Annotated in this window: 20 protein-coding genes; 6 read left to right on the top strand and 14 right to left on the bottom strand. The window is 68.2% G+C overall.

Translation table 11 applies throughout. The features are described from left to right. Positions 1-6 precede the first annotated feature (6 nt). Positions 7-1797, top strand: a complete 1791-nt coding sequence (locus tag VD997_11535; GenBank protein HYE62617.1) for a GAF domain-containing SpoIIE family protein phosphatase — start codon at positions 7-9, stop codon at positions 1795-1797. A gap of 75 nt (positions 1798-1872) precedes the next feature. Here VD997_11535 and VD997_11530 read toward each other — a convergent pair whose 3' ends face one another. From VD997_11530 to VD997_11505, 6 genes are all read right to left on the bottom strand, one after another. Then, positions 1873-2415 carry a hypothetical protein gene (locus VD997_11530; GenBank protein ID HYE62616.1) on the bottom strand — a complete coding sequence of 181 codons (543 nt, stop codon included), beginning with the start codon at positions 2413-2415 and terminating at the stop codon, positions 1873-1875. A gap of 144 nt (positions 2416-2559) precedes the next feature. After that, complete coding sequence (locus VD997_11525; protein HYE62615.1) at positions 2560-2919, bottom strand: helix-turn-helix transcriptional regulator; 360 nt, start codon at positions 2917-2919, stop codon at positions 2560-2562. 324 nt (positions 2920-3243) lie between these two features. Then, positions 3244-3900: a response regulator transcription factor gene (locus VD997_11520; protein HYE62614.1), complete on the bottom strand. Its 657-nt coding sequence runs from the start codon at positions 3898-3900 to the stop codon at positions 3244-3246. Then, positions 3897-6278 carry a response regulator gene (locus tag VD997_11515; GenBank protein HYE62613.1) on the bottom strand — a complete coding sequence of 794 codons (2382 nt, stop codon included), beginning with the start codon at positions 6276-6278 and terminating at the stop codon, positions 3897-3899. Before VD997_11515 ends, VD997_11520 begins: the two co-directional genes overlap by 4 nt. A 9-nt stretch (positions 6279-6287) precedes the next feature. Beyond that, entirely contained in the window at positions 6288-6740 is a 453-nt protein-coding gene (locus VD997_11510) for a response regulator (protein HYE62612.1), read from the bottom strand. Between the two features lie 10 nt (positions 6741-6750). Beyond that, a complete protein-coding gene (locus VD997_11505) occupies positions 6751-10338 on the bottom strand; it encodes a PAS domain S-box protein (protein HYE62611.1) in 3588 nt (1195 codons plus the stop codon). 175 nt (positions 10339-10513) lie between these two features. On the opposite strand from VD997_11505, the gene VD997_11500 reads away from it, so the two are divergent. Beyond that, positions 10514-13690, top strand: coding sequence for an OPT/YSL family transporter (locus VD997_11500; protein HYE62610.1), 3177 nt, complete (start codon positions 10514-10516; stop codon positions 13688-13690). Between the two features lie 148 nt (positions 13691-13838). Further along, positions 13839-16385, top strand: coding sequence for an ATP-binding protein (locus VD997_11495; GenBank protein HYE62609.1), 2547 nt, complete (start codon positions 13839-13841; stop codon positions 16383-16385). Between the two features lie 14 nt (positions 16386-16399). Here the strand turns inward: VD997_11495 and VD997_11490 are convergent, their stop codons facing one another. Together VD997_11490 and VD997_11485 are read right to left on the bottom strand one after the other, a co-directional pair. Further along, positions 16400-17272: a phosphatidylcholine/phosphatidylserine synthase gene (locus tag VD997_11490; GenBank protein HYE62608.1), complete on the bottom strand. Its 873-nt coding sequence runs from the start codon at positions 17270-17272 to the stop codon at positions 16400-16402. Between the two features lie 55 nt (positions 17273-17327). Further along, on the bottom strand, positions 17328-18056 hold the full coding sequence (locus VD997_11485; GenBank protein HYE62607.1) for a phosphatidylserine decarboxylase: 729 nt from the start codon (positions 18054-18056) through the stop codon (positions 17328-17330). A gap of 180 nt (positions 18057-18236) precedes the next feature. On the opposite strand from VD997_11485, the gene VD997_11480 reads away from it, so the two are divergent. The 3 genes from VD997_11480 to VD997_11470 all read left to right on the top strand — a co-directional run bounded on the left by VD997_11480 (position 18237) and on the right by VD997_11470 (position 21039). Next, entirely contained in the window at positions 18237-18692 is a 456-nt protein-coding gene (locus tag VD997_11480) for a response regulator (protein HYE62606.1), read from the top strand. A 44-nt stretch (positions 18693-18736) separates the two neighbouring features. Beyond that, positions 18737-20341: an HD-GYP domain-containing protein gene (locus VD997_11475; GenBank protein ID HYE62605.1), complete on the top strand. Its 1605-nt coding sequence runs from the start codon at positions 18737-18739 to the stop codon at positions 20339-20341. Positions 20342-20604: 263 nt separating this feature from the next. Beyond that, positions 20605-21039, top strand: a complete 435-nt coding sequence (locus VD997_11470) for a hypothetical protein (protein ID HYE62604.1) — start codon at positions 20605-20607, stop codon at positions 21037-21039. Positions 21040-21109: 70 nt separating this feature from the next. On the opposite strand, the gene VD997_11465 is transcribed toward VD997_11470, so the two are convergent. The 6 genes from VD997_11465 to VD997_11440 all read right to left on the bottom strand — a co-directional run bounded on the left by VD997_11465 (position 21110) and on the right by VD997_11440 (position 25937). After that, on the bottom strand, positions 21110-22372 hold the full coding sequence (locus VD997_11465; GenBank protein HYE62603.1) for a hypothetical protein: 1263 nt from the start codon (positions 22370-22372) through the stop codon (positions 21110-21112). A gap of 14 nt (positions 22373-22386) precedes the next feature. Next, entirely contained in the window at positions 22387-22899 is a 513-nt protein-coding gene (locus VD997_11460) for a hypothetical protein (GenBank protein ID HYE62602.1), read from the bottom strand. Then, positions 22896-23966 carry a hypothetical protein gene (locus tag VD997_11455; GenBank protein ID HYE62601.1) on the bottom strand — a complete coding sequence of 357 codons (1071 nt, stop codon included), beginning with the start codon at positions 23964-23966 and terminating at the stop codon, positions 22896-22898. Before VD997_11455 ends, VD997_11460 begins: the two co-directional genes overlap by 4 nt. Before the next feature lie 65 nt (positions 23967-24031). Continuing rightward, a complete protein-coding gene (locus tag VD997_11450) occupies positions 24032-24643 on the bottom strand; it encodes a prepilin-type N-terminal cleavage/methylation domain-containing protein (protein ID HYE62600.1) in 612 nt (203 codons plus the stop codon). A 69-nt stretch (positions 24644-24712) separates the two neighbouring features. Continuing rightward, a complete protein-coding gene (locus VD997_11445; protein ID HYE62599.1) occupies positions 24713-25192 on the bottom strand; it encodes a prepilin-type N-terminal cleavage/methylation domain-containing protein in 480 nt (159 codons plus the stop codon). 142 nt (positions 25193-25334) lie between these two features. Further along, entirely contained in the window at positions 25335-25937 is a 603-nt protein-coding gene (locus tag VD997_11440; protein ID HYE62598.1) for a hypothetical protein, read from the bottom strand. Positions 25938-25947: the final 10 nt, after the last annotated feature.

Genomic DNA, 25947 nt, shown 5'->3' with positions numbered 1-25947 from the left:
AGAGGGATGTCAGGAACCGGATCGCTGGCCAACGGGATCGCTGCGCCCGCCGGAGCCCACAAGGGCGCCGCCGCGGATGCCGCTGCGCCCGCTCAGTCCCAGCCGCTCGTGCCGCTGCCCGTCGAAACCGTCCCCCCGCCCAAGCCCACCACCCCCACCACCATCACCGACTTCCTCACCGACGGCTCGCTCGCGGCCCTCTGCGCCGAGCTCTCGCGCCTCACCGGCGTTCCCGTTGAGCTGCGCGACCCCGTCGGCCGCCTCATCGTCGGTGGCGGCGAGCCCGGCCCTGGGAACTGGAAGGTCATCGACACCGGTGAAGCCCCGCCGCAGGAGTCTGCAACCTGCATCCCGCTCTCCCTGGGCGGGCGTGCCATCGGCTGGCTGATGCTCGGCGACGGCCAACCCGCGCTTGCCACCGATGCCCGCGAGCGCCTCGAGCACGCGCTCAGCCTCCTCGCCCGCACCACCACCGAGCTCTGCCAGCACGAGGTCGAGCTCCGCCACCGCGTCAAGGAGGTCGCCGCCCTCACGCGCATGAGCTCGCTGCTCGTCCGCGCCGCCGGCCCCGACAACGTGCTCGGCGTCGCCCTCGAGTCCGCCCTTGACGTGCTCGAGCTCGACGCCGGGTCCATCGTGCTGCTCGCGGAGGACAGCGACGGCGTCACCGGCGAGAGCGAGAGCGACCTCGTCCTCAAGGCCTCCCGCGGCCTGTCGCAGGACTGGCTCACCAGCCCACTTCCCCTGAGCAAGGACCGCGTCTTTGACCGCCAGGCCCTCGCCGGCGAGCTCGTCATCGTGGAGGACATCGCGCACGACCCTCGCATCCTCATCCCCGACCGCGCCGAGGCCGAGGGGCTGCGGGCCGCGATCCACGTGGGCATGGTGTTCCGCGGCCGCCCCATGGGCGTGATCCGCCTGTATTCCCGCCGCCCCCGCGGGTTCGATGAGTCCGAGCGCCGCCTGCTGCGCTCGCTGGCCGAGCAGGCGGCCGCGGCGCTCGAGCAGTCGCGCCTGATGAAGTTCGAGCAGGAAGAGCAGCGGGTGCAGCGGCAGCTCCAGCTCGCCGCGGACGTGCAGCGGCGGATGCTGCCGCGCAAGGTGCCCAGCATCCCCGCGCTCGACATGGCGGCGCGGTACACGCCGTCCTTCGAGCTTGGCGGGGACTTCTACGACTTCATCGACCTCAACGGGCACCTGGGCGTCGTGGTCGGCGACGTGGTGGGCAAGGGCATCGCCGCCGCTTTGCTCATGTCCTCCGTCCGCGCGTCGCTCCGCGCGCACGTGCAGGAGGTCTATGACCTCGATGAGGTCGTCGCCCGCGTCAACGCCGCGCTCTGCCAGGACACCCGTGACAACGAGTTCGCCAGCCTGTGGTACGGCGTGATCGACCCACGGTCGCTGCGGATGACCTACTGCTCCGCGGGCCACGAGCCGCCGCTGGTGCTGCGGCAGCCCCGCAACCGCCCCGCCGCCCCCGGCGACATCACCGAGCTGCACGTGGGCGGCATGGTGGTGGGGATCGACCCTGCGCAGACCTACCAGCGGGCGGTGTACGACCTGCGCCCGGGCGACTTCGTCATCGCCTACACCGACGGCCTGGTGGACGCGGTCAACTTCGCCGGCCAGCGCTTCGGCAAGGCCCGCGTGCGGCAGGCGGTGCTCAACGCGGTACGCGAGATCAAGGACTGCACGGCCGCGCAGATGATTGATCGCGTGCTCTGGGAGGTCCGCCAGTTCGCGGGCCTCGCGCCCCGCCCCGACGACCTGACGCTGCTGGCGGTGCGGGTGAACTGAGGCTCAGGGAAAAGGGCCCCTGGTAAGGGCAGGCGATGAGCCTCGCTTTGTGTTTGAGCCTCTCCTCCCCGCGGCTCACTTCATCCGCGTCAGCTCGAACTTCGTCTCCGGAAGCGGCTTGCCGTCCTTGCGGCTGCGCCAGTGCTGCACGATGGTGTTGTTGTCCTTGATCTCCAGGCTCATCTCGTGCATCACCGACTGCTGTGGCGAGGTGTGGTTGGTAGCACTATCGAACACGAAGTCGATGCGGTTGCCGTTCACGCCCTTGGCCCGCATACGTGGCTGGTTGCCCACCGCGCAGTAATGGGTCATCACAAGGTCGGGGCCGTCCATGTGATAGACGTTGGTCATCTCGTGGCTCGCGCCGGGGAACATGACCTCGCGCACGACGTTGCCGCCGGAGGAGACTTGGTAGACGGTGGCGAGCTCGGTGGAGCCATCCTCGTTGCGCTGCTGCCACTTGCCCTCGAGCGCCTTCACCCGCCCGAGCAGGGCCTGCTGCTGGGCCGGGCTCGCGGCCTTCACGATGCGGTCGCCGCTCTGGCTGCTCGCCTGGCGGGAGTTGGCGCAGCCGGCGAGGAGAGCAAGTGCGGTCAGGGCAACGGCGGCGGTCTTCATGGGCGGGCCTCCTGTTTGGGGGTTGTGGGGGAGCCAGCGTAGCGGACCGCCTGGGTGGGTGCAAGGGGCAGGTGGGCCCCAAAAAGAACAACCGCCCCTTCGCGGGGCGGTTGCCTTGATCTCAACTCCAGCGGGGCTCTGAACTTAGTTGTTCATCGCGCCGGTGGGGGGGATGACCTGCGCCAGGCGGGCGGCGCGGGGGGCCTCGACGGAGGCCGCGGGCTTCGCGGGTGCCTGGACGGGGGTGGAGAAGAGGAGGACCAGCTGCACCCGGTTGGAGACCCGCAGGGCCGCGTAGATGGCCTTGGTGTGGTCGTGGACGGTGTGGCGGCTACGGCCGATGCGCTCGGCGATCTGGGGCTCGGTCAGGCCGGCCAGGAGCAGCTCAAGGACGCGCTGCTGGGCGGTGCTGACGTGGGCCAGAAGGTCCGGGCGGGCGGCGGCGATCGCGGCGCCGGAGCGCTCGAAACGGTCGTCGGTACGGTTCTCGGTCGAAGTCACCATTGGTCATTTCCTTCGTCGCGGCACCAACCCGGATGTTCGTCACGCAGAACATCCCCCAGGGGTCACCGTCAACTCGGGAGAAGTATCGTCAGGGTGCCGGTCTACCACCACTAGGGAGTTTTGCCCCATCGACAGGGGAAGGGGAATGGTGGGTGTTCGGTGTTTCTGGCGTGTTTTGCGCGGGAGTGCGAGCGGAAGGAGAGACGTTGGGAACGAGCCCGGAACGAAGTGACGGGTCGAGGGTGAACCCTGCGCACAGGGCCGTCGGCCCGCTCACTACGTTCGGGGCTCGTTGCGAACGGGCAAGGGGTGTCCGACGTCGCCTCAGGCCTCGACCAGGCCCTCGCGGATGGCGAAGCGGGTGAGCTCGACACGGTCGTGGATGTCCAGGCGGGACATGATGCTGGCCGAGTGGTTCTCGATCGTCTTGACCGACAGGTGCATGGTCTTGGCGATCTCTTTCTTGGACATCCCCCGGGCGATGTAGCGGAGCACCTCGACCTCGCGGTTGGTGAGGGTGGCGGTGCGGCTCTTGGACTTCTCGCCCAGGTGCACGCCGTCGGAGTCGATGACCAGGCGGGCCTGGACCTCGGGGGAGAAGTAGCACTGGCCCTGGGCGACGGCGCGGATAGCGTCGACCACCTTTTCCGGCGGCTCGTTCTTGCTGAGGTACCCGAGGGCCCCACAGGCGAGGGCGGCCTCGATGTAGCGGTCGTGGGTGAAGGCGGAGAGGAAGAGGATCTTCACGTTGGGCACGCGCGCGACGATGGTGCGGGCGGCGTCGAAGCTGGCGACGCCGGGCATGTCGATGTCGAGCACCACCACGTTGGGCTGGAAGCGGAGGGCCGCGGTGATGGCGTCGTCGGCGTTAGACACCTCCGCGACCACTTGGAGCGAGGGGTTGTCGTGCAGCACGCGGGCGACGGCGCGGCGGAGCAGCGTGTGATCGTCGGCGAGCAGGACCTTGATGCCGTCACTCATACAGCGTTCCCTGCCTTTGAGGCCTTGTACAGCTCGGCCAGTGCGTTCCGGATGTCAGCGAGCTGGAATGGTTTGTTGAGCATGACCACGCCGGGGGAGAGCTCCGGGCGTGGGGAGTCGGGTGAGGCGGCGACGATGATGGCGCTCATCGCCTGGCCGCGGGAGCGGAGCTCTTCGAGCAGCTGGATGCCGCTCTTGCCGGGGAGGAGTTCGTCGGCCACAAGCAGGTCGATGCCGAGGTGCATCGAAGCCGCGATCTTGAGGGCCTGCTCAGCGGAGCTGGCGTGGGCGATCTCGTAGCCGAGGGTTGAGAGCATAGAGGCGAGCAGGCCACGGACGAGCTGGTTGTCCTCGGCAAGGAGGGCGAGGCCGCCGCCGAGCAGCTCGGGGGTCTGCTCGTCCTGCGGCTCTTCGCGGACGGGCGCCGCGGTGAGGGGCAGCGTAACCGTGAATGTCGAGCCCTTGGCTGGGGCGGAGTCAACGGTGATGGTGCCGTTGTGCTCCTGCACGATGCCGTGGATGACGGCGAGGCCCAGACCCGTGCCGCGCCCGCGGGGCTTGGTGGTGAAGAACGGCTCGAAGATGCGGGCCTTGACGTCGGGGGACATGCCGCTGCCGGTGTCGCGGACCACGAGGTTCACCGCCTCTGGTTTCTCGGGCAGGTGGCCGTTGCGGGTCTTGCGGCGGATGGGCGTGCCGTCCTTGCGGGCGGGGACCACGGCCACCGTGAGCGTGCCGTCCTGCTCGCCGATCGCGTCGCGGGCGTTGAGACCCAGGTTAATGACCACCTGCTGGAGCTGCGTGCTGTCGGCGGAGACCCAGAGGTCGTCGGCGTCGTTGAGGTCAAGGATGAGGCGGACGGTGGGTGGCAGCGTGCGGCGGAAGAGGCGGGCGGCGGATTCCACAGCTTCGCAGAGCTTGACCGGCTCCTTCTCGGTGTGGGCCTTGCGGGCGAAGGTGAGGAGGGCGCCGGCGACGCCGGTGGCCTGGCGCGAGGCCTCCTCGACCTGGTCGAGCGATTCGAGGGCGGGGTGGTTGGTGGAGAGGGTGTTGCGGGCCAGGGAGGCGTAGCCGCGAATGGCGGTCAGGAGGTTGTTGAAGTCGTGGGCGATGCCGCTGGCGAGCTGGCCGACCGCTTCCATTTTCTGGGATTGCCGGAGCTTCTCGTCGGCCTCGCGGAGGGCCTGCTCGGCGCGGCGGCGCTCGGTAATGTCGACGCCGACGCCGCAGATGTAGCGGCGGCCCCCACCCCCACCTCCGCCGCCGGCCTCGACAATGGGGAACTTGACGGTGAGCCACTCGTGGATGCCGTCCTGCTGGGGGACAAGCTCGTTGACCTCGATGGGTGCGTTGGTCTCGAGGACCTTGAGGTCGGTGGAGCGGAGGCGCTCGGCGACGTCAGTGGGCCACACCTCGGTGTCGGGGCGGCCGGTGATGTGGGTCTGGGCGTGGCCGAAGTGCTTCTGGAAGACCGCATTGACGTAGACGTAGCGGCCCCACTCGTCCTTCATGAAGGCGACAACGGGGCTGTTGTCCATGAAGGACTGGAAGCGCTGCTCACTGGCGCGGAGGGCGATCTCGGCCTTGCGGCGCTCGGTGATGTCGGAGATGGAGCCGGCCATACGAACGGGCTTGCCTTCCCCATCGCGGACCACTTTGCCGCTGATGTGGAAGTAGCCGTAGCTGTTGTCGCCGCGGAGCAGGCGGACCTCGAGGATGTAGGCCTTGGACTCTTCCAGGTGCTCGCGGAGTGCGGTGCGGACGAGGTCGCGGTCGTCCGGGTGCACGCGCATCAGCTCCTCGATATTGGCCCGGATTTCACCGGCACGCTGCACGCGGAGCAGCTCGTACATGCGGTCGGACCAGATGACCTCATTGGTCACCATGTTCCAGTCCCAGATACCGTCGGTGCTGGCTTCGGTGACGAGGCGGAGGCGTTCTTCGCTCTCGGCGAGGGCGCGGGTGGCCCGCTCGCTCTCGCGCTGCACGCGCTTGCGCTCGATGGCGTAGCGAACGGAACGGTTGAGCATCTCCGCATCGATGCGGCCTTTGACGAGGTAGTCCTGGGCGCCCTCTCGCACGGCGGAAAGGGCGAGCTCCTCGTCGGTGTGGCCGCTGAGGACGACCACGGGGATCTCGGGGGCCTTGCCTTCGATCGCCTTGAGGGTGTCGAGCCCTTCGCTGTCGGGGAGGGTGAGGTCGAGGAGCACCAGGTCAACGGGCGGGGTGCGGTCCAGTTTGGAAATCGCGGCGGCGAGCGTCTCGGCCTTTTCGACCGTCACTTGCCCGTCGTGCCGTCCGGCGAAGGTGATCTCGATAAGGCGGGCGTCGGCGGGGTTGTCCTCGACGAGCAGGATGGAGAGGTTCAGGGGAAACATCGGTAGCGATCAAGCGCCGTTGGGCAGCCGGACCATCTTGAGCCAGAAGTCTTCGATGGAACGGATCACGTTGATGAACTGGCCCAGGTCAACGGGCTTCACGATGTAACAATTAGCGTGCAGCTCGTAAGTCTGGATGATGTCCGCCTCAGCCCGCGAGGTGGTGAGGATTACTACAGGTATGCGCCGCAGTGCCGGATCGTTCTTAATCTCGGCGAGAACCTCGCGCCCGTCCTTCCTCGGGAGGTTCAGATCGAGCAGGATGAGGTCCGGCCGGGGTGCGTCCTGGTAGGGGCGTTCGCGGCGGAGGAAGGACATCGCCTCCTCGCCGTCTTTGGTGACGCTGAGCCGGTTGAGCATGCGGCCGTCGGCGAGCACTTCGCGGGTGAGGCGGATATCGGCCTCGTTGTCCTCGACGAGGAGGATCTCGACGGTCTTCTCGAGGGTGGCGGTGGACCTCACGGGGTGGTCCTCATGGGATTTCTCCGGCGGCAGCTGGGGAGGCGTGAGTGGGTGCGTCAGGATTGGTGTCGGGGATGGTGAAGTAGAACGTGGTTCCCGCACCCGGCTGGGACTCCACCCAGATCTTTCCATTATGACGCTCAAGGATGCGCTTGCAGATGGCCAGCCCGATTCCGTTGCCCGGATAGACCGATCGCGGGTGCAGTCGCTGGAACATCGTGAAGATCTTCTCACGGTACTTGGGGTCGATGCCGATGCCGTTATCGGAGACCTCGAAGCGCCACTTGCCGTCCTCTCGCGCGGCTTTCACCTCGACGATCGGCGGGGTGTCCTTGGCGCGGAACTTGATGGCATTGCCGATGAGGTTCTGGAAGACCAGGGCGAGCTGCGATTCGTCGGCGGTGACCTCGGGGAGTTCGTTGGTGCGGACGGTGGCGCCGCTGGTCTCGATGGCCATACGGAGGTTGGCCTGGGCACGGGCGAGGGCGGCGGCAGCATGCACGCGGCTCAGCACGCGGGGGCGGCTGGAGACGCGCGAGAAGGCGAGCAGGTCCTCGATGAGCTGCTGCATGCGGACCGCGCCCTCAACCGCGAAGCCGATGAACTCATCTGCGTCCCTGTCGAGCTTGCCCTTGTATCGCTGGCCCAGCAGCTGCGTGAAGCTGGTGACCATGCGGAGGGGCTCCTGCAGATCGTGACTGGCGACGTAGGCGAATCGCTCGAGCTCGGCGTTGCTGCGGGCGAGCTCCTCGGCACGCTCCTGAAGGCGCTGCTCGTCACGCCGGCGGGTGATGGCGATGCCGGCGAGGTGGGCGGCGGATTCGATGAGCTCGATCTCGCGGGGGGTGGGCTCCCGCGTGCTCGGGTAGTACATCGCGAAGGTGCCCAGGAGCGTGCCGCTGGTGCCGAAGATGGGCTGGCTCCAGCAGGCGGCGAGGCGGTGGGCGACCGCGAGGTGGCGGCCCTCGGCCCAGAGCGGGTCGGCGAGGATGTCGGAGACGATCACGCGCTGGCGGCGGAACGCGGCCGTGCCGCAGGAGCCGTTGCAGGGGCCTATCGGATAGCCATCGACGGCGCGGTTGTACTCGTCGGGCAGGTTGGGCGCGACGCCCATGCGGAGGCGCTGACCGCCGTCGTCGAGCAGCAGGATGGAGCACTTGAGGTCGGTCTTCTGCTCCTCGATCGCGTGGACGAGGGTGGTGAGGACGGTCTCGAGGGGCTCGCCCGCAGTGAGCTGCTCGAGGACCTTGCCCTGGCCGGCGCGCCAGGCGTCGGAGCGGTGGCGCTCGGTGATGTCCTGCACGATGCCGATCATGCGGACCGGGCGGGCGTCGGCGTCCAGCTCCATCTCCGCCTGCTCGTGCACCCAGCGGACGGAGCCGTCCTGGCGGACGATACGGTGGTCGACGCTGTAGCTGGCGCCGGTCTCCACCGACTGCCGCACGGCATCCTGCACCTTTTGGCGGTCGTCGGGGTGCACGAAGCGGAAGAACTCGCGCACCGTCATGCGCTGCTCGTCCTTCTCGGGAACGCCGAAGATGCGGCAGGTTTCGCGCGACCAGATGATCTCGGCGTCATCACCCAGGCCCGAGACCCAGCTGCCCACGTGTGCGACGGCCTGGGCCTGCTCGAGCAGGGCGCGGCTTTCGCGGAGCGCGGCCATCGCCTTGTTGCGGGTGGTGACGTCCGTAATGAGGACCAGGCGCGCATTCTCGCTGATGAAGGGCACGGCGTGGCTGGTGACCTGCACCTCCATCAGCGTGCCGTCCTTGCGGCGGTGCTTCCACATGCCCGAGTCCGCGTGGGCTCTGGCGTGGGCGGAGCGGACGGCCTCGAGGAACATGGGGGCGTCCTCGCCCCAGCGGATGTCGGTGAGGCGCATGGTGGCGAACTCGGTGCGGGAGTAGCCGTAGTCGCGCACGGCCGCGGAGTTGACGGCGATGAAGCGGAGTGTGGAGGTGTCGTAGATCCACATCGGCTGGGGGGAGCTGTCGAAGAGCAGGCGGTAGCGCTCCTCGCTCTGTTTGACCATCTCCTCGGCGAGCTTGCGCTCGGTGATGTCGACGGCGATGCCCCAAGTCATCCAGCCGGGGATAGGGCACTGCTCCGCGATCGAGGACCAGGCGATGGTGCGGACCGAGCCGTCCTTGCAGGTGATGTTCCACTCAAAGTCCCGGACCTTGCTGGGCGGGCTGGACCACTCGGTGAGCACGCTGGCGCGGTAGACGGGGTCGGGCAGGAGCATCTCCAGGCCCTTGGGCTCGCCGATCTCCCTCGCGGAATAGCCCGTGACGCGCTGAGCCTCCTTGTTCCAGAAGACGATGCGGCCGAGCGGACTGATGGCGAAGGCGAGAACGGGCATGTTCTCGATGATGAGGCGGAGGCGCTCTTCGCTGGCACGGAGGCGCTCCTGGGCGTGGAGGCGGTCCTGGATGCGAGATGCGCCGGCGATAGCGACGGCGAGGTAGTCGCTGACCTCTGAGATGGTCGCGACCTCGTGGGGGGTCCACTCGCGGGGCTGGGGGGCGTCGAAGCAGAGGACCCCCTCCATCTTCTCGGTGCGGACCTCGTGCACGAGCATGGCCCGGATCTGGGCGTTGCGGAGGAACGTGGCCAGACCGGCGAGTCGCGGGTCGCGGTCGGCGTCCCCAACCGCTACCGCTTCGTCGCGGCGCATCGCGGCGAGGTACTCGGGGGCGGTGGCGAGGTCGCCGGCCTGGCCCTGCAACGGGGGCATGCCCGCGGGCTCGACGGACTCATCGACGACGAAGGCTCCGCCGGGCGTCATGGTGCAGTAGCGGACGCGGACGAAGGGGAAGAGCGCGTGGAGGCCCCCGACGACCTCGCGGATGACCGCGCTCACCTCGGCGCCTGCGTTGATGCCAGTGGCGATGCGGTTGATGAGCTCGAGCCGCTGGCGGCTTTCTTCGAGGGCGACCTCTGCGGTCTTAAGGGGCGTGATGTCGCGGGCGACGGTGGAGATGAACTGGACCTCGCCGGCGTGATCGCGGTGTGCGATGACGACCTGGGAGACGCGGACCTCGCCGCGGTGGGGCGAGAGGAGGGCGCCCTCGCCGGTCCACAAGCCGTGGCGGATGGCAGACGGGAAGGCCTCGGTGCGGAGCTTCTCGAGCGCCCATGGGGGGACGATGTCGGCGCATCGCTTGCCGTCCAGGGGCTGGCCGGTCAGGCCCACCATGGACAGGCCGGCGGGGTTGACCATCTGGAGGTTGCCGTCGCGGTCGCAAGTGGCGACGAAGTCGGTGGTGGCCTCGAAGATCTGCGTGAGGCGCGCGGCCTCCGCGTGGGTACGGAGGCGCTCGGCGCGCTCGGCCTCGAGCGCCTGATTGCGGGCCTGAAGCTCGGCGGTGCGGGCCCGCACGAGTTGGCGGAGGCGGGCATTCCAGACGATGGCGGCGAGGAGGATGACGGCGACGGCACCAATGACGCCCGCACTGTGCCAGACCCATGGCTCGATGGGCTGGGTGGACGGGGCCGCGGGTACGCCGACAGCGGTACTACATAGGTAGAGGCTCAGCGCGGCACCCCCGAGGAAGGGACCCGACCACCCCCGGGCGTGCGGCGAGCGGCTGCGCATCAGAAGAGAATACCCCCTGGTGTGGGGCGGGGCCTTTCACACGCGTGCGTCCGGTGCGGGGTTGTGCACGTAAGGGCGGGCCTGGCTCGCAGTTGCAGCGCCCGGCCAAGGCCATTAGGGTGTCGCCTCACGCGAGCCCGTACACGAACCCCGAGTTTCTCCCGGCGACCACCACATGAGCGAGCACAACCCCCCCGGCTCTTCTTCCTCCGGCCAGCCCCCGCATCTGCCCGTGGGCGAGCACGCGGAGATCTTCAACGAACTGCCCACGAAGGTGCCGCCGCTGCCGGACAACGCGACGGCGGAGGAGAAGGACCTGCACTGGTACCGCTACGTGTACCAGGGCGACCGCATGCCGCAGCTGACGGTGCGGGCGGTGCTGATGGGCGGGCTGCTGGGCATGCTGATGTCGGCGGCGAACCTGTACACGACGCTGTCGATCGGCTGGGCCTTCGGCATCGCGATCACGGCCAGCGTGCTGTCGTTCGTCATCTGGAACTTCGTGCGGCTGACCTCGGGCAACCGTGTGAGCCAGATGTCGATCCTGGAGACGGCGTGCATGGCCTCGTGCGCGTCGGCGGCAGGGTATTCGACAGGGTCAACGATCGCGACGATGTTCGGCGCGCTGGTGCTGCTGCACGACGTGCCGGAGGGGACGCCGCTGAGCGCGGTGAACACGTGGGACGTCACTCCGCCGTGGGTGGTGGTGGTGTTCACGCTGTGCACGGGGCTGATGGGCGTGTTCCTGGCCATCCCGATGAAGCGGCAGCAGATCAACCACGAGCAGCTGCCGTTCCCATCGGGGATCGCGGCGGCAGAGACGCTGCGGTCGCTGTACAGCGCAAGCAAGGACGCGGTGCGGAAGGCCTACGTGCTGGTGGTGGGGCTGTTCGCGGGGCTGCTGATCGGGTTCCTGCGGGCGGGCGAAGACGTGCAGAGCTCGGTGCGGTGGCTGCGCGAGTTCTTCGAGAAGATGCCGTTCCTGAACATCCCCGCGCACCTGGACCTGAAGTTCATCGGGGCGCTGTACCCGCGGGCGGGGAACCTGGAGAACGGGTACCGGCACGCGGCGGGGTTCGCATTCGAACCGTCGGCGCTGCTGATCGCGGCGGGCATGATTGTGGGGATGCGGACAAGCGCGTCGATGCTGCTGAGCTCGCTGGTGCTGTACTGCGTGATCGGGCCGCAGGTGGCGAAGATGGACGCGGACCACATGGGTCGCGGGGCGGACGCGGTGATCGTGGCGGTGCACGACGCGGCCAAGGGGCGCACGGAGCCGGCGGAGATTGCGGATGCGTCGGCCGCGGCGGCCAAGCGGGCCATTGATGAGTTGAACCTGATCGAGCCGGCTCCGGTGAAGGCGGCCGTCGATCGCTCGACCAAGGCGGCGCTGGCGGACCTGGAGGCCACCAAGGCACGCAAGGAGGCGGAGGCGCTGTACAAGGCGGCCCGCTCGGCGGGGCTGAACGCCGACGCGATCGAGAACGCGTGGAAGCGGGCGCTGGTGGACGCTGGCGAGAGCGTGCACAAGGCGCGGAGCGGCGCGGTGGTGGCGGAGGCGGTGCGGCAGGCGAGGGCCAAGGGCCTGGACCCGCAGCCCCTGCGTGACGCGGCGGAGAAGGCGAACATCGAGACGTCGATCGCCACGGACAAGGAAGTGGGCGAGGCGGTGCTGGCGGCGGTGATCAGCGCGGCGGAACAGCAGAAGGCGGACGTCGCGCGGGTGCGGCAGGCAGGCGAGAACGCGCGGCAGGGGGCGAAGGTCGGGCCTTGGCGTGCGGCCGCGGCGGCAGCGAAGGCCGAGGCGGTGAAGATCGTCTACGACGAAATGGAGAACGACCCGGCGCCGATCCACAAGGCGGCCGAAGCGGTGGCGACCCCGGCGAACGAGGCGGCGGCGAAGAAAGTGTCGGACGCGATCATCGCGGCGGTGACGTCGCAGGCGGCTTCGATGGGCCTGGACCGCGGGGCATTGGACGTGTCGGGGCACAAGGCGGCGACCTCGGCCGAGCAGGGGCAGGCAAGCGTGATACGGTCGGCGGCCGTGGAGGCCGCGACGTTTGAGGCCAACCAGAAGAAGGCGGATCTGAATCCGCTGCTGGGGGCAATGCGGGACGTGGAGTTCACGCCCGAGGAGAGGGAGGAGAACCTCAAGCACCTGCGGGAGGGGATCATCGGCGGGCCGGCGGCTGCGGCCGCGAGCGGCGTGGCGAATCGCAAGGCGATCGAGGAGCGCGAGGCGGCGCTGGCGGCGGCGCGGCAGCAGAACCTGACGTTCAAGAAGACGAAGGAGGCGGGCGAGGCCGCGTACAACGAGCATAAGTACCGGGCGAACCTGATCTGGGACTGGGGCGGGGGGCAGATCGTGCTGACCCGGTGGTCGCTGTGGGGCGGCACCTCGATCATGGTGTTCGCGAGCCTGATGAGCGTGGCGCTGCAGTGGCGGACGATCGTGCGGGCCTTCAAGGGGGCGAGGGCGTCGGCATCGGCGACGGCTGCCGAGGCGGGCAAGATGGAGGCCATTGAGGTGCCCGGGTCGTGGATGGTGGTCGGCATGATCCCGATCACGATCGCGATGGTGTGGCTGCAAATCCAGGCGTTCAATGTGTCGTGGTACGCGGGCGTGATCGCGGTGGCGATGTCGTTCGTGCTGAGCCTGGTGGCGAGCCGCGCCACGGGGGAGACGGACACCACACCGGTGGGCGCGATGGGCAAGGTGATGCAGCTGCTGTTCGCGATCCTGGCGCCGAACAACATGCACGCGAACCTGGCGTCGGCAGGCATCGCGGCCAACAGCGCGAGCTCTTCGGCGGACCTGCTGATGGACCTCAAGACCGGCTACCTGCTGGGGGCGAACCCGCGGCGGCAGTTCCTGGCGCAGTTCTTCGGGGTGTTCTTCGGGACCATTGCAATCGTGCCGATCTGGTACCTGATGGTGCCGACGCGCGAGAAGCTGGAGAGCTTCGCGCTGCCCGCGACGCGGGCGTGGGAGGCCGTGGCCCGGGTGCTCGTGAAGGGCATCGGCGAGCTGCCGGCCTCGGCGATCTGGGCGATCTTCATCGGCGCGGCGATCGGCATCATCCTGCCGCTGGTCGAGCGGTTCACGCCGGCAAACGCCCGCAAGTGGCTGCCTTCGGCGACGGCGATGGGCCTGGCGTGGGTCATCCCGTTCCAGAATGCGTTCTCATTCTTCATCGGGGCGTGCATCGCGATGCTGTGGTTCCGGGTCCACAAGAAGAGCCAGGAGAACTACAACGTGCCGATCGCGTCGGGGCTCGTAGCGGGCGAGAGCCTGATGGCTGCGGCGCTGGCGATCACAGCGACGGTGGTCGGGCTGCTGGCGGCCCGATAAGTCCCTATCGATCGAGTTCTGGTCAGGCGCCACAAGGGGCCCCGTACGGGGCCCTTTTTTCATTGAGTGTGAGCTACCGGACCAAAGCGGGAGGACTTTCCGGCCGATGGAGATCTTCGAGCGTCTGCAGGGAGGCTCAGGGGATCAAATGACGGTACGGCGCAAGACACTTCTGGTGGTCGGCAGTGTGCTCACCCTCGTGATGAGCGGCCTGTACCTGGGCGCGAGCGCCATTCTTGCAGAGCGCTTCTGGGTCGTGGAGCAGTCGCGGGCGGAGCAGCACGCGGCCGCCGTGATCGATGACCTGGCGGACGAGTTGTCCACCATGTGCGCCGCTCTGCGGGTGGTCCGCTCAACGAGCGGCGCTCCAGTGGGGAGCGACCGGGGCGATCTCGAAGCGGTGGTATCCGCGCTCATGCCAATCAATGCGGCCAATCAGGCGATCGGTGTGTTTGCGCACGCTTCGGGGAAAGAGCGATGGGTTTTCGCGGGCGACACCAAGGGGGAACTCACCCGTGGCGCGTGCGATGACCTGGCTGCTTACATCCGGCAGCACGGGTTGCTGGCTCGATCAGCCGATCTGCAGGCGGGCATCGTGTCGTTGGACACGGGAACTTTCCTGGTGGCTCTCGCGGTCGACGCCACGGGCGCGCTCGTGCTCGTGCGACCTGCGGTGACCGACACCCTCGGAAACGTCGACCAGGTCCTGTTCGCTCCCGGGAGTGGCACTGCTCCCATCGCGGGGCTGATGGAGGCCGATCGATCCAGGGGGAACGTCTCCACCGCCTACGACGCCGGCACGATCGTGACTTCCCAGGAAGTTGCCGGGCTGAGCGGCGTTTCGCGGGTCCGAATCATGACGGCGCAGCGGCCCATCGGCGTTGAGCAGAGCACGCACGTGGTGTGGCTGCTGCGGGTGGCGCTCGCGGCGGCGGTGGTGATCTGCACGCTGCTGACAATGGTGCTGCTGAACTCGCAGGTGCTGGGGCCGCTGCATTCCCTGGTGCGTCAGCTGCGGGAGATCAGCAGCGGCGAGCGTGAGCGCGTCGATCTGTTGCCGGTTGACGAGGTAGGCGAGGTGGCCTTTGCAGTGAATGGCACGCTGGCGGCGCTGGAGAACTCGCGGTCATCGCTGGCGGAAAGCGAGGCACGGTTCCGGAGCATGGTGGATAACGCGCCGCTGGGCGTGTTCCTGTGCGACGCGAGCGGGCTGGTGGTCTTCCAGAACGCCGAGTGCCAGCGGATCCTGGGGCAGCCCGCGGGCAGCACGCTGGGCAACGACTGGGAGCGTGCAATCCATCCGGCAGACCGGCGGAGGGTCGTGGCCAACTGGCGGCAGGCGTGCGCCGAGGGACGCAAGTTCCGCGAGCACTTCCGCGTGCTGAATCCGGACGGGACGCTGCTGTGGGCATCGGCGCACGGAGCGCCGGTGCTGAAGGATGGCGCGATCACCGGCTTTGTCGGGACCGTGGAAGACACGACGGCACGGATTCAAGCACAGGAGGAGTTGCGGCGGGCCAAGACGGCGGCGGAGGCTGCAAACCGTGCGAAAACCGAGTTCCTGGCGAACATGAGCCACGAGATCCGCACGCCGATGACCGCGATTCTCGGCTTCACGGACCTGCTGATGGAGCCAGGTCAGCCGGAGGCGGAGCGCGCCAGCGCGCTTCAGACGATCCGTCGCAACGGCGAGCACCTGCTGACCATCATCAATGACATCCTCGACCTGTCGCGGATCGAAGCGGGGATCGCCACAGCGGACCGGGTGGCGTGCAATCCGGGCGAGGTGATCGGCGAGGTGGTGAGCCTGCTTCAGCAGCGGGCCTCGAGCAAGGGGCTGACGCTGACCGTCAGCTTCGACTCGCCGATCCCCACGCAGATCACCAACGACCCGACGAAGCTGCGGCAGGTGCTGATCAACCTGGTCGGCAACGCGATCAAGTTCACCGAGACGGGCGGGGTGCACATCGCCGCCCGCACGGCTACGTTCCACGACGGAACGCCGCGCCTGGAGATCGACGTCATCGACACGGGCATCGGCATGACCGGCGAGCAGATCGGGCGGCTGTTCCGGCCATTCTCGCAGGCGGACTCGTCGATGTCGCGCCGGTTCGGCGGGACGGGCCTGGGGCTGTCGATCTCGCAGAAGCTGGCGTCCCTCATGGGCGGGTCGATCAAGGTGCGGTCGGAGCCGGGGCGGGGGAGTACGTTCGCGCTGAGCATCGAGATGGGTGAGACACAGGGGCCCATGCTCACGGCACCGGCAGCGATGGCGAGTGCGGGTGCGCCCGCCGCGGTCACACTGCGGGCACGGGTTCTGCTGGCGGAGGACGGGATCGACAACCAGCGCCTCATGTCCCACCTGCTGACGCGTGCAGGGGCGGAACTCACGGTTGTCGAGGACGGGGAGAAGGCGGTCGAGGCGGCCGGCTCGGGCGCGTTCGACCTGATCATCATGGACATGCAGATGCCGCGAGTGGACGGGTACGCGGCGGCGCGACGGCTGCGGGCGATGGGATGCACCCTGCCCATCATCGCTGTGACCGCGCACGCCATGGCGGATGACCGCGAGAAGTGCCTTGTGGCGGGGTGCGATGATTACACGACCAAGCCGCTGGACCGGCACGCGTTCCTCAGGATGTGCGCGCGGTGGGTGGGGCGGAAGCACGCGGCGCAGGCTTCGAGCGCGGCCTGACACCACTCTGACGTTCAGACAGCGGGGCTGGCGTCGGTCGGGCCCGGTTCGGGCCTTGGCTCCGGCATGGGCTCGACGCGCCGCTTGCGCAGCACGGCGAAGGGCAGAGAGAGCAGGTAGGCCAGGGAGATGCCGGCGACCGTCATCCACAGGTCGCTGATCGCAAGCACCACGACCAGACCGACGAGCACGAGGATGGGCGCGACCCAGATACGGCTCACGCGCAGACGCTTGAGCGCGAACATGGGGATGCGGGAGATCATGAGGAATGCGATGAGCAGGGTGTAAAGCCCCGCGGCCCAGGCGCGGAGCTGGTAGTCGAGGGTGTCGGAGAGGATGACCATCGCGGGGACGAGGACCGCGCCAGCGGCCGCGGGTGTAGGCATGCCGACGAAGTAGTTGGAGGGTGGGCCGGGCTTGGGGGTCGAAGCCGCGGCGGTGAAGCGGGCGAGTCGCATGCCCGAGCAGAGGGCAAAGATGACCACGGGGGCGAGACCCAGGGCGCGCATGAAGCGGGCACGGGGCTCGAGGCCGGGCATGTTGATGAGCTCGGTAAGGACGAGCTGGTGCAGGATGATCGCGGGGGCGACGCCGAAGGCGACGAAGTCGGAGAGGGAGTCGAGGACCGCACCGAACTTGGAGGTGACGCGGAGGAGGCGGGCGGCACGCCCGTCGAGGGCGTCGAAGATGGCGCTGAGGAGGATGGCGCCGAGGGCCCGCTCCCAGTAGTGGCTGACGTCAACATCGGGGCGGGCGGCGTGGACGACAGCGGCGCGGATGGAGAAGTGGATGGAGGCAAGGGCGGAGCAGAGCGCGAGCGTGGTGAGGAGGTTGGGGATCAGGGCCGCGAGTGGGACCTCGTTGTTCTTGACAAGGCGGAGGAACATGCGGGTTTCCTGTCGCGGGGGTTACGCGGGGGGGCTTTCTCGCGCGGTTGGCGGATCAGCGGGCGGGGAGGCGGGCGATGACGGTTTCGCCGGCCTTGGTGACCTGGCCGAGCTGCACGAGGACCTCGGAGCCCGCGGGGATGTAGACGTCAACGCGGGAGCCAAAGCGGATGAGGCCGTAGCGCTGGCCGGCGCGGAGGGTGTCGCCGGGCTTGACCTTGCGGACGATGCGGCGGGCGACGAGGCCTGCGATCTGCACTGCGCCGATGGTGTGACCGGCGGCGGTCTTGACTGCGACGCTGAAGCGCTCGTTGTGCTCGCTGGCCTTGTCGAGAGAAGCGTTGAAGAACTTGCCCTCGCGGTAAGACGCGGCGGTGATGGTGCCGGCGACGGGAGCGCGGTTCACGTGCACGTTGAAGACGTTCATGAAGATGCAGACGCGCTTGGGCGCGGCCTCGGTGAGGCCGAGTTCGGTGGGAGCGGCCGCGGGGGAGACGGAGACGACGACGCCGTCGGCGGGGGCAATGACGGCCGCAGGGTCGGCGGGCGCGTGGCGGGCGGGGTCGCGGAAGAACCAGAGGCACCAGAGCGTGAGCACGAGGCCGATCGCCCCCACGACAACGCCGACGGCGTGCCCAGCGAAGTGCCAGGCGGCGGCCGCGAGGATGGCGCCAATAAGGATGAACACCGCGACGATGGGCCAGCCCTCTTTGGCGATGATCGGGGCCGGGTCGTCGGGGAGCGTCGAGGCGGAGGGGGTTGCGTGTGCGGTGGTTTGCGTCACGCCTGATGGTATTCCCCGGTACGGGTGCGTTCGTGGCGCGTCAGGGATGAAGGCGTGGGATGGGCCGAGAACCTGCTGTGGGGCTCGTCCTGGAAGTTGAGTGGAGGGGTGCAGGTCCGATTCGGCTCAAGCAGGGTCGCGAACGGCTCGATGTGAATGAAGTCTCACGACGCAACTCCAATGAACACAGACACCAACAACTACGCACGCATCCTCGTCTGCGACGATGAGGCGCATATCCGCCAGATTATCGGGCGCAAGCTCGCGGGGGTGGGATTCCACGTGGCCGAGGCGCGGAACGGGCAGGAAGCGCTGGCGATGCTGGACTCGGGGCCGCAGGCGGGCTTCCGGCCCGACCTGGTGCTCACCGATCTGCAGATGCCGATGATCACGGGCCTGGAGCTGGCGCAGGTGCTGCGTCGGCGGAGCGACACGGCCCACGTGCCTGTGCTGATGCTGACGGCCCGCGGGTACATCCTCTCTCCCGAGGACCTGACCTTGACCAACATCCGGCAGGTGATCAGCAAGCCCTTCGGCGTTCGGCAGCTGCTCGAGCGTGTGGTGGCGATTCTGAGTGAGAAGTCCAGCGCCCTCGTGCCGCCGGGTCTTGCGCCCGAGCGCAACGTGGCCGCGTGATCAACGGGGCCAACGTGAACCACAGCCGACCCACGCTCTCAATCATGACGCCCGACCCCACGCCGCCGCCGCCGCCGGGGGCGTTCCTCACGCGCTGCACGGAGCTGGGGCTGCTGGCGTACCAGTTCGCGGACCCCGAGGGGCTGGTGGGCACAAGCCGCCAACCCGCAGACCTGAGCGCGGCCATCACGCGCGGGCCGGTGCGGGAACTGATCCGCGGTCAGTTGATGAAGGCCGCTGAGAGCGGTGCGCGGATCACGCAGGGGCCGCTGCTGCCGGGCATTAGCCTCGGGATCATCGCGCACCGGAGCGGGCCGCTGCCCGCAGGCTTCACGGTGCTGGTGTTCCTGAGCGAGCAGGGGCTGCGCGAGGGCGCGTTCCGGGAGGTGTGCACGGGGCTGGGGTTGTCGCACGAGAAGGTGTGCGCGGACGCGGTGGCGTACGTGGGGATGTCGGACGCGGATGCGCACCTGGTGATGCGGTCCCTGCTGGGGACGGCGCAGGACCTGGAGAAGATCGAGGACCAGAAGGCAGCCCTGGATGGGTTCGCGGAGCAGCTGACGGACAGCTACGACACGATGGACCTGCTGTACTCGGTGGGACGCTCGATGCGGGAGCCCTTCAAGCCGGAGCAGTTCCTGAACTTCGTGTGCGGGAGGCTGTTCAGCGCGCGGAGCTTCCGCTGGATCGCCCTTGTGTTCGCGGGAGGCAGGGAGGTCGCGAGCGGGCTGCGGGGGCAGCTGGTGACCGCCGGGCAGCTGCCGTGCGGGCCGGAGCAGCTGCGGGCGACGGCGGTGCCGATGATCCCGCGGCTGGGCGTGCCGCAGGTGCTGGAGCGGGTGCCGCACCTTTCGTCGCAGGAGCGGCCGCAGGTGATCGTGCAGCCGCTGATGTGCAAGGGCCAGCCGATCGGGATGCTGATGGCGGGCGGGAAGTACGGGGACGACCCGGACATCAGCAGCTACGACATCCAGCTGATCGAGGCGGCCGCGGGGTACATCAACGCGTTCAGCGATAACGTGTCGCTGTACGAGGACCAGCACGCGCTGTTCCTTGGGACGGTGCAGGCGCTGACGGCGGCGATTGACGCGAAGGACCGCTACACGTTCGGTCACTCCGAGCGGGTAGCGCACATGGCGAGCAAGCTGGCGCTGGCGGTGGGGATGTCCCGCGAGCAGGCCGAGCGCGTGCGGATCGCGGGGCTGGTGCACGACGTGGGCAAGATCGGCGTCCCGGAGGCGGTGCTGACCAAGCAGGGGCGGCTGACCGACGAGGAGTTCGCGCAGATCAAGAGGCACCCGGAGGTCGGGTTCAACATCTTGCGCGATATTCACCTGCTGGAGGACATCCTGCCGGGCGTGCTGCACCACCACGAGCGGTACGACGGGCGCGGGTATCCGCACGGTCTCGCCGGCGAGCGGATCCCCTTCATCGCGCGCATTCTGGCGGTGGCGGACACGTTTGACGCGATGAGTTCGACGCGGTCGTACCGCTCGGCGATGGCGCGCGAGGTGGTGCTGGCGGAAATCGGGCGGTGCTCGGGGACGCAGTTTGACCCGACGCTGGCGATGACGTTCGTGAAGCTGGACCTGTCGAGCTACGACGAGATGGTGGCGCGGCACGCGGCCGGTACGCCGATGGCAGCTTGAATAAACCTACCTAGAGCCCGGGACCGAAACGGGGGGGAAACGGCGGCGAGACTCTCCGATCGACGGGAGTCAGCGGTCCGCTATTTCAGGGAAGCCCCCGGGGTGGGGGCTGATTGTCCACACAAAACCCGGGGATTCTATGAAGATCCTTTGACCTACCCCAAACCGGGTGGTAGCTTGGGCTTGCGCTGGCGGGCTGGGGGGCGGCCTCGTGGCCGCTCAGCCCACTTGTTCACACCCGCCGGTGGTCGGGAGAGCTACAGATGCTGATCAAGAAGCTGGCGGTGCTGGGTGTGTGCGGTGCGTTTCTGGGCACGGTGGCGCTGGACCAGGTGAAGTACACGTCGTTCACGGCGTCGGGTCAGCGCGGTGGCTCTGAAAACGGCGATGTGGACGGCGTTGGCAAGCTGAAGATTGACGCCGACGGCACCCTCCGCGTGCACGTGAGTGTGAGCGGGCTGCAGGGCAGCACCACCTATCGCGTCGCGGTCACCGGCGGGGACCTGGAGATCGACTTCGGCGGCACCTCGGGCGGCATCACCATGACCACGAACAACAGTGGCCATGGCAACTTCAACGAAAGCCTGCAGATCGGGCCGACCTCGCTCTTCGGCACCGAGGTCATCACGCTCTGGATCGATGACAACGGCGACAACGTCATGGACGATAGCGAGAAGCGCGCGGTCAGCGCCCGCTGATCGTTGAAGGTCTCGAACGCGGTTCGAAAAGCCCCGCGCGAGCGGGGCTTTTTCATTGGCGGTCGCGTGATCACGGGTTGACGAGCTGGCGCCAGGTGCCGGAGACGAGGGCGGGGGTGCCGCCGCTGGTGTAGCCGATGGGCGGGCTGCTCACCAGCGAGGCGCTGTGGGTGATGGAGACGTTGCCGTAGATGCGGACGGCGTCGGAGGACGCGCCGGCCAGCACACAGCCGCTGATCACGGCGTTGTTGTCGAGCTCGACCATTTCCTGGGCGTGCATGAGGCCCTCGAACCTGGAGGGGTAGGTGTCGGTGGTGTCGCCGTCGGCGTCGCCGAGGTAGGGCGAGCCCACCGGGTTGAAGTTGCAGCCCTCGGTGGACTCGGAGAGCGATGCGAGGCCGCTGCTCTTGTAATAGATGCCGCCGGTGGCGAGCAAGGTGGGGAAGTCGCTGCGGGCGGGCTGCATCAGGGCGGGGCCCTCGATGATCACCTTGCGGCCGGAGTTGTTGATGATGAGCGTGCCCATGAGGCGGATGGAGCGGATGGTGAGGTCAGCACCGGAGGCGTTGATGACGTAGACGCCGTCGGCGTTCAGACCGCCGCCGAGGGAGTTGAAGCTGGGGGTGAGCACCACGTCCTGGATCGTGGCTGTGGCCCCGAGGTTGATCACGGTTGCGCGCGTGATGTAGCTGCTGATGATGCCGCTGGAGGGCATCTGGAGCGCGGCCGCACCGGTCGTGGTGCCGAGCGTGGCGACGCTGGCTCCGTCGGTGCTGGAGCACCGGGCCGCGCCCTGGATGGTGCCCTCGTTGCGGAGCACGCCGTTGGTGGAGAGGGTGCCGCCGTTGAGGTTGACGATGCGTGTGGCGTCGATGCGGACCGGGCCCTGGGCGGCGAGTGCCATGCCGAGGGAGGAGATCGCTGTGCCGCGCGGGGAGGCGTTGACGCTGAGGATGTGGGTGGCCTCGCCGGCGCGGCCGGTGGCTTTGATGAGGACGCCCTGGGAGGTGTCGTTGGCGAGGTTGGAGTCGATCGGGTCCGTGACCTCGACCGTCACGCTGCCGGGGCCGAGGGCCATCGCGTTGACCCAGGTGCCGTTGGTGCGGGTGCGCCAGTTGGAGTTGGAGGTGATGAGCTGCGCGGCGATCTCGACGCCGGCCTCGGCGCAGGCGCGGGCCTGGGTGGAGTCGGCGACGAGGGCGTCGCGCCGGCCCTGGAGGCGGACGGTGTACATAAGCCCCACGCCCATGGCAGCGACGATGGCGGAGACGCCGAGCACGGCGAGGTAGATGGCGCCGCGGCGCTGGGTGGCCGGACGCCTGCGGGGGGGCATGCGTGAGGGGCGCATCACCATGAGTCCCTCGCCTTCGTGCGGAGCGCGGTGAGCTGGGCCATGGTCTGGCGGCCCTTCTTGACGGTGACGGTGACGCGCTTGTAGTTGGTGTCGGTGAGGGAGGTGGTGGCGAAGTTGGTGGCAAGGACGTTGGCCACGCTGGCGGTGCGGCTCCATCCGGTGTAGCCGGCGATGCTGGTGCCGTCGGGGTTTTTGGGCGGGTTCTCGGTGAGGCCGTCGTAGTCGTCAACGTCGTCGAGCGAGCTGCGAAGGGTCAGGAGCTCGTTGACCTCGAGGCCGAGCAGGTTGAGGCCCTGGGGGTCGGTGTAGGGCTTGGCGAGGATCTCGGCCATGAGGGACTGGGCGAGCCAGTTGGCCTGGGCGCGGGCCGCGTTGGCTTCCTGGCGGGTGCGGGCGGCGCCGGCGGCGGTGAGGGCTGCGCCGAGCATGAGGGCGACGACCACGATGGAGACCATGGCCTCGACGATGGTGAAGGCGAGCGGGGTTGATCGGCTGGCAGGCATCATGGGGCGGGAACCGAGGGCTTGTTGACGGTGCGCACGGTCGTGGAGAGGCGGTCGGCAGCCGCGGTCGAGGTCGCCAGGGTGACCGCGAGCGAACTGAGGTTGTAGGTGTTGGTGCTCTGCTGGATGGTCGAGGGGTACTCGTACCAGCCCCAGACCTCGAACAGCATGTCGTTGACCTGTTGGCTCGAGGTTGGCGTCCAGGAGCCGCCGCTGTTGGCCGTCGACTGGAACACCGTGGTATCCGTTGGCGCCAGGCTCGAGTTGTAGTAGTTGACGAAGCCCGAGGCGGTGCCGGTGCCCTTGAGCACGAAGGTGAGCTCGGCAGGGACGCTGGTAAAGGAGACGCCGGTGAGGTCGAAGGTGTACCACGAGAAAGTAGTCGTGAGCGCGGTAAGTGAGATCGACGCGGCGGTACCCAGGGTGTTAGTAAGCGAAGGCTGCGGCTTGGTGGCGGTGGCCGGCAGGTGGACCTGCGCGGTGATGACGGTGCCCGTGGGCGAGCTCGACTTCTTGAGCTTGACGCGGATCTTGGTGAGCTGGAGGCGGGAGATGTTGGCGGGGATGGTGACCTGATCGAGCTTGAAATAGCAGGAGGCCCATGCGGTGGCGTGGAGCGCGGCCTGCGAGGAGGTTGGTGTCAGCACGAGGGGCCAGCCGTCGAACTTTGCCAGCTTCACTTCGCCGCTGTTGACGGTGCCGGTGGTCGTGGTCGTGGTCGTTGTCGTTTTGGTAGTGCCCACCAGGTTGAAGTCGTGGACTGTTGGCAGGACCTGCACCTCGACTCCTCCGGAGGCGCGCACAAGCGGGGAGCCGCTGCCCGCCCAGCGGTACTCGACAGTTTCTTCCACGCCGTCGCCGGTGCGGTCCGGGAGTGTGAACTCGATGCGGGTGGCCCCGAGGTGGCGGACGGCGGTGGCGTAGCGGAGCTCCGTGCAGAGCTCATCGAGGGCGGCGCTGGCCTTCGTGCGGGCGCGAGTGGCCGTGTCTTCGATCGGAGCGGCCTTCGCCACAACGACGAGCGCCCCCACCATCCCCAGTGATAGCGTGCCGATGATGGCGGCGCTCATAACGGCCTCCACAAGGGTGAAGGCGCGCCGGCAACGGGGCATGAGTTGGCGGGACAGGCGGTGGGTCACTTCGCGTTCTCCGACGCGAGCACGCCGTGCGTGATGGAGATGTCACCACCCACGTCCTCGCGCTGGACGCGCGCGATACTTGTGCGGCCAGCCCGGTCAAGGGTGACCTTGTAAAAGAACTCGCCGCTGCCGACGACCACCCAGCCCTCCTGGTCAGGGCGGCCGAAGCCGTCGAAGACCACCTCCTGCGCGGCATCGAGGTCGTAGACGCCTGTCCAGCGGAGCGATGGGTTATCGCCAAGATTCGCGGCCGGAATCGAGGCGTTGTAAGGAGCGCGGCTGAGGTCCACAAGATAAGTGGATGCGCCGCGGTCGAGCTGGTTGTTGCCGGTCGTGCCATAGGCGCACTTCGTCGGGGTGAAGACCACCTTGCGGCTGGCGCTGGTGGCCATGGCCGCGGCTCGAGCGGTCTCCAGGTCGGCGGCCACACGCCGCGCGGCTGCGAGTGCGCGTGACTGGCCCATTGAACCCGAGAGGCGCGGCACGGCAATGGCGGCGATGATGCCCGCGATGAGCAGCACCATCGTGAGCTCCACCAGCGAGAACGCGCGCGAAAACGCCCGACGTCGGTTCCACGGCGTCGGGCGTTGGTGATGCGTTCTCAGCATGACGGGCCCTCAGGTCAGGGTCCTTTCCGTGCTTCGGCGTCCCGCTCCACAGGCGCCGCTCACGCGGGCTCAATAGGTGGCGTAGTCAACGCCCTTGCTGTCCTTGGTGCCGGCGGCGTTGGCGCGGATGTCGCCGACCCCGTTGGTCACGGTGTAGAGCCAGCCGATGCCGGCGGCGTCAGCCGCGGCCACGCCCGTGGAGCCCTTGCGGGGGCCGACGGGAAGGGCGGGGATGGAGCGGAGGTAGGGCCCGAGGTAGTTCGTCGCGTCCTTGGAATCGGCGCTGGTGGTGCCGGCCTCGTTGGAATACTTGAGCATCTGGTCGGAGAAGTTGGCGACCGTGGGGTAGGTGCCGCCGTGCTCGGTCTGGTAGAGGTCGAGTGCGTTGCGGAAGACCTGAAGCGAGCTGATCACCGAGGAGTCGGCAGCGCCCTGGGCGCCACGGCTCATGCGCGGGACCGCGATGGCCGCGATGATGCCGATGATCACCACGACGATGACGAGCTCGATGAGGCTGAAGGCACGCGATGAAGCTTGACGAACAGACATTGAAGCCTCCCACACTGAGGAACAGGGGTGAATATGAGTCGAACGCACAGGAGCTATCGGGAAGCCGGGGCCACTTCTTTGCGCTCGGAAGTGCTGATTCCGCTCAGAGTTGCGGTCACGCCCCGCGCAGGCCGCGGAACCCTCACAGGCGATCCTTCCCGGCCGGGCGATCCCCCGGCTCGCGCCTGATCTCGATCAGTTTGCCATCGACTTTGAGCTCGACGTGAGTGACTTTGGCTTCGTCGATCCAGGCACGGACGAGCTCGTACGTGCGGACCTTGCCACCCGCGTCAACCTTGACCGGCAGACCCGGCCGCAGGGCCTTGTTGTCGACGGTGACGGAGCTGATCAAGTTGGTTCCACGGTCCATGAGCACGGAGTTGATCACGTAGTGGCTGGCGGACTTCGCGCTCGCCGCCGCGGAGTCCGCGTGCGACGAGGGCTCCTCGTCCGCGGGGAACCAGGTGGCGGGTGCAACAAAGGCGTCGTCCCGGGTGCTGGGCCACATGGGCTGGTCGGCCTCGCCGAGCTTTGTGAGTTGCGCTGCCAGCGCGCCGCGGTGGTTCGGGTTCTCGGGCCCAGACTTCTCGCGTTCGGCATCGCCGAGCGCGGGCGGCTTCGCGGCTGGTGCGCTGGCCTCGGCACTGGCGGGGCCGTCGCCGGCGATCACGCGGTCATAGATGAGGGCGGCCACGGCCAGGGCCAGGACGCCGCCTGCGAGCTTGGTGCGTCGGTTGAGTTCCACGACTCAAGCA

This window comes from Phycisphaerales bacterium (genome assembly GCA_035627955.1).
Classification (GTDB): Bacteria; Planctomycetota; Phycisphaerae; order Phycisphaerales; family UBA1924; genus JAEYTB01.
Note: the sequence above shows the minus strand (reverse complement) of the source record. Positions and strands in the feature narration are given on the sequence as shown.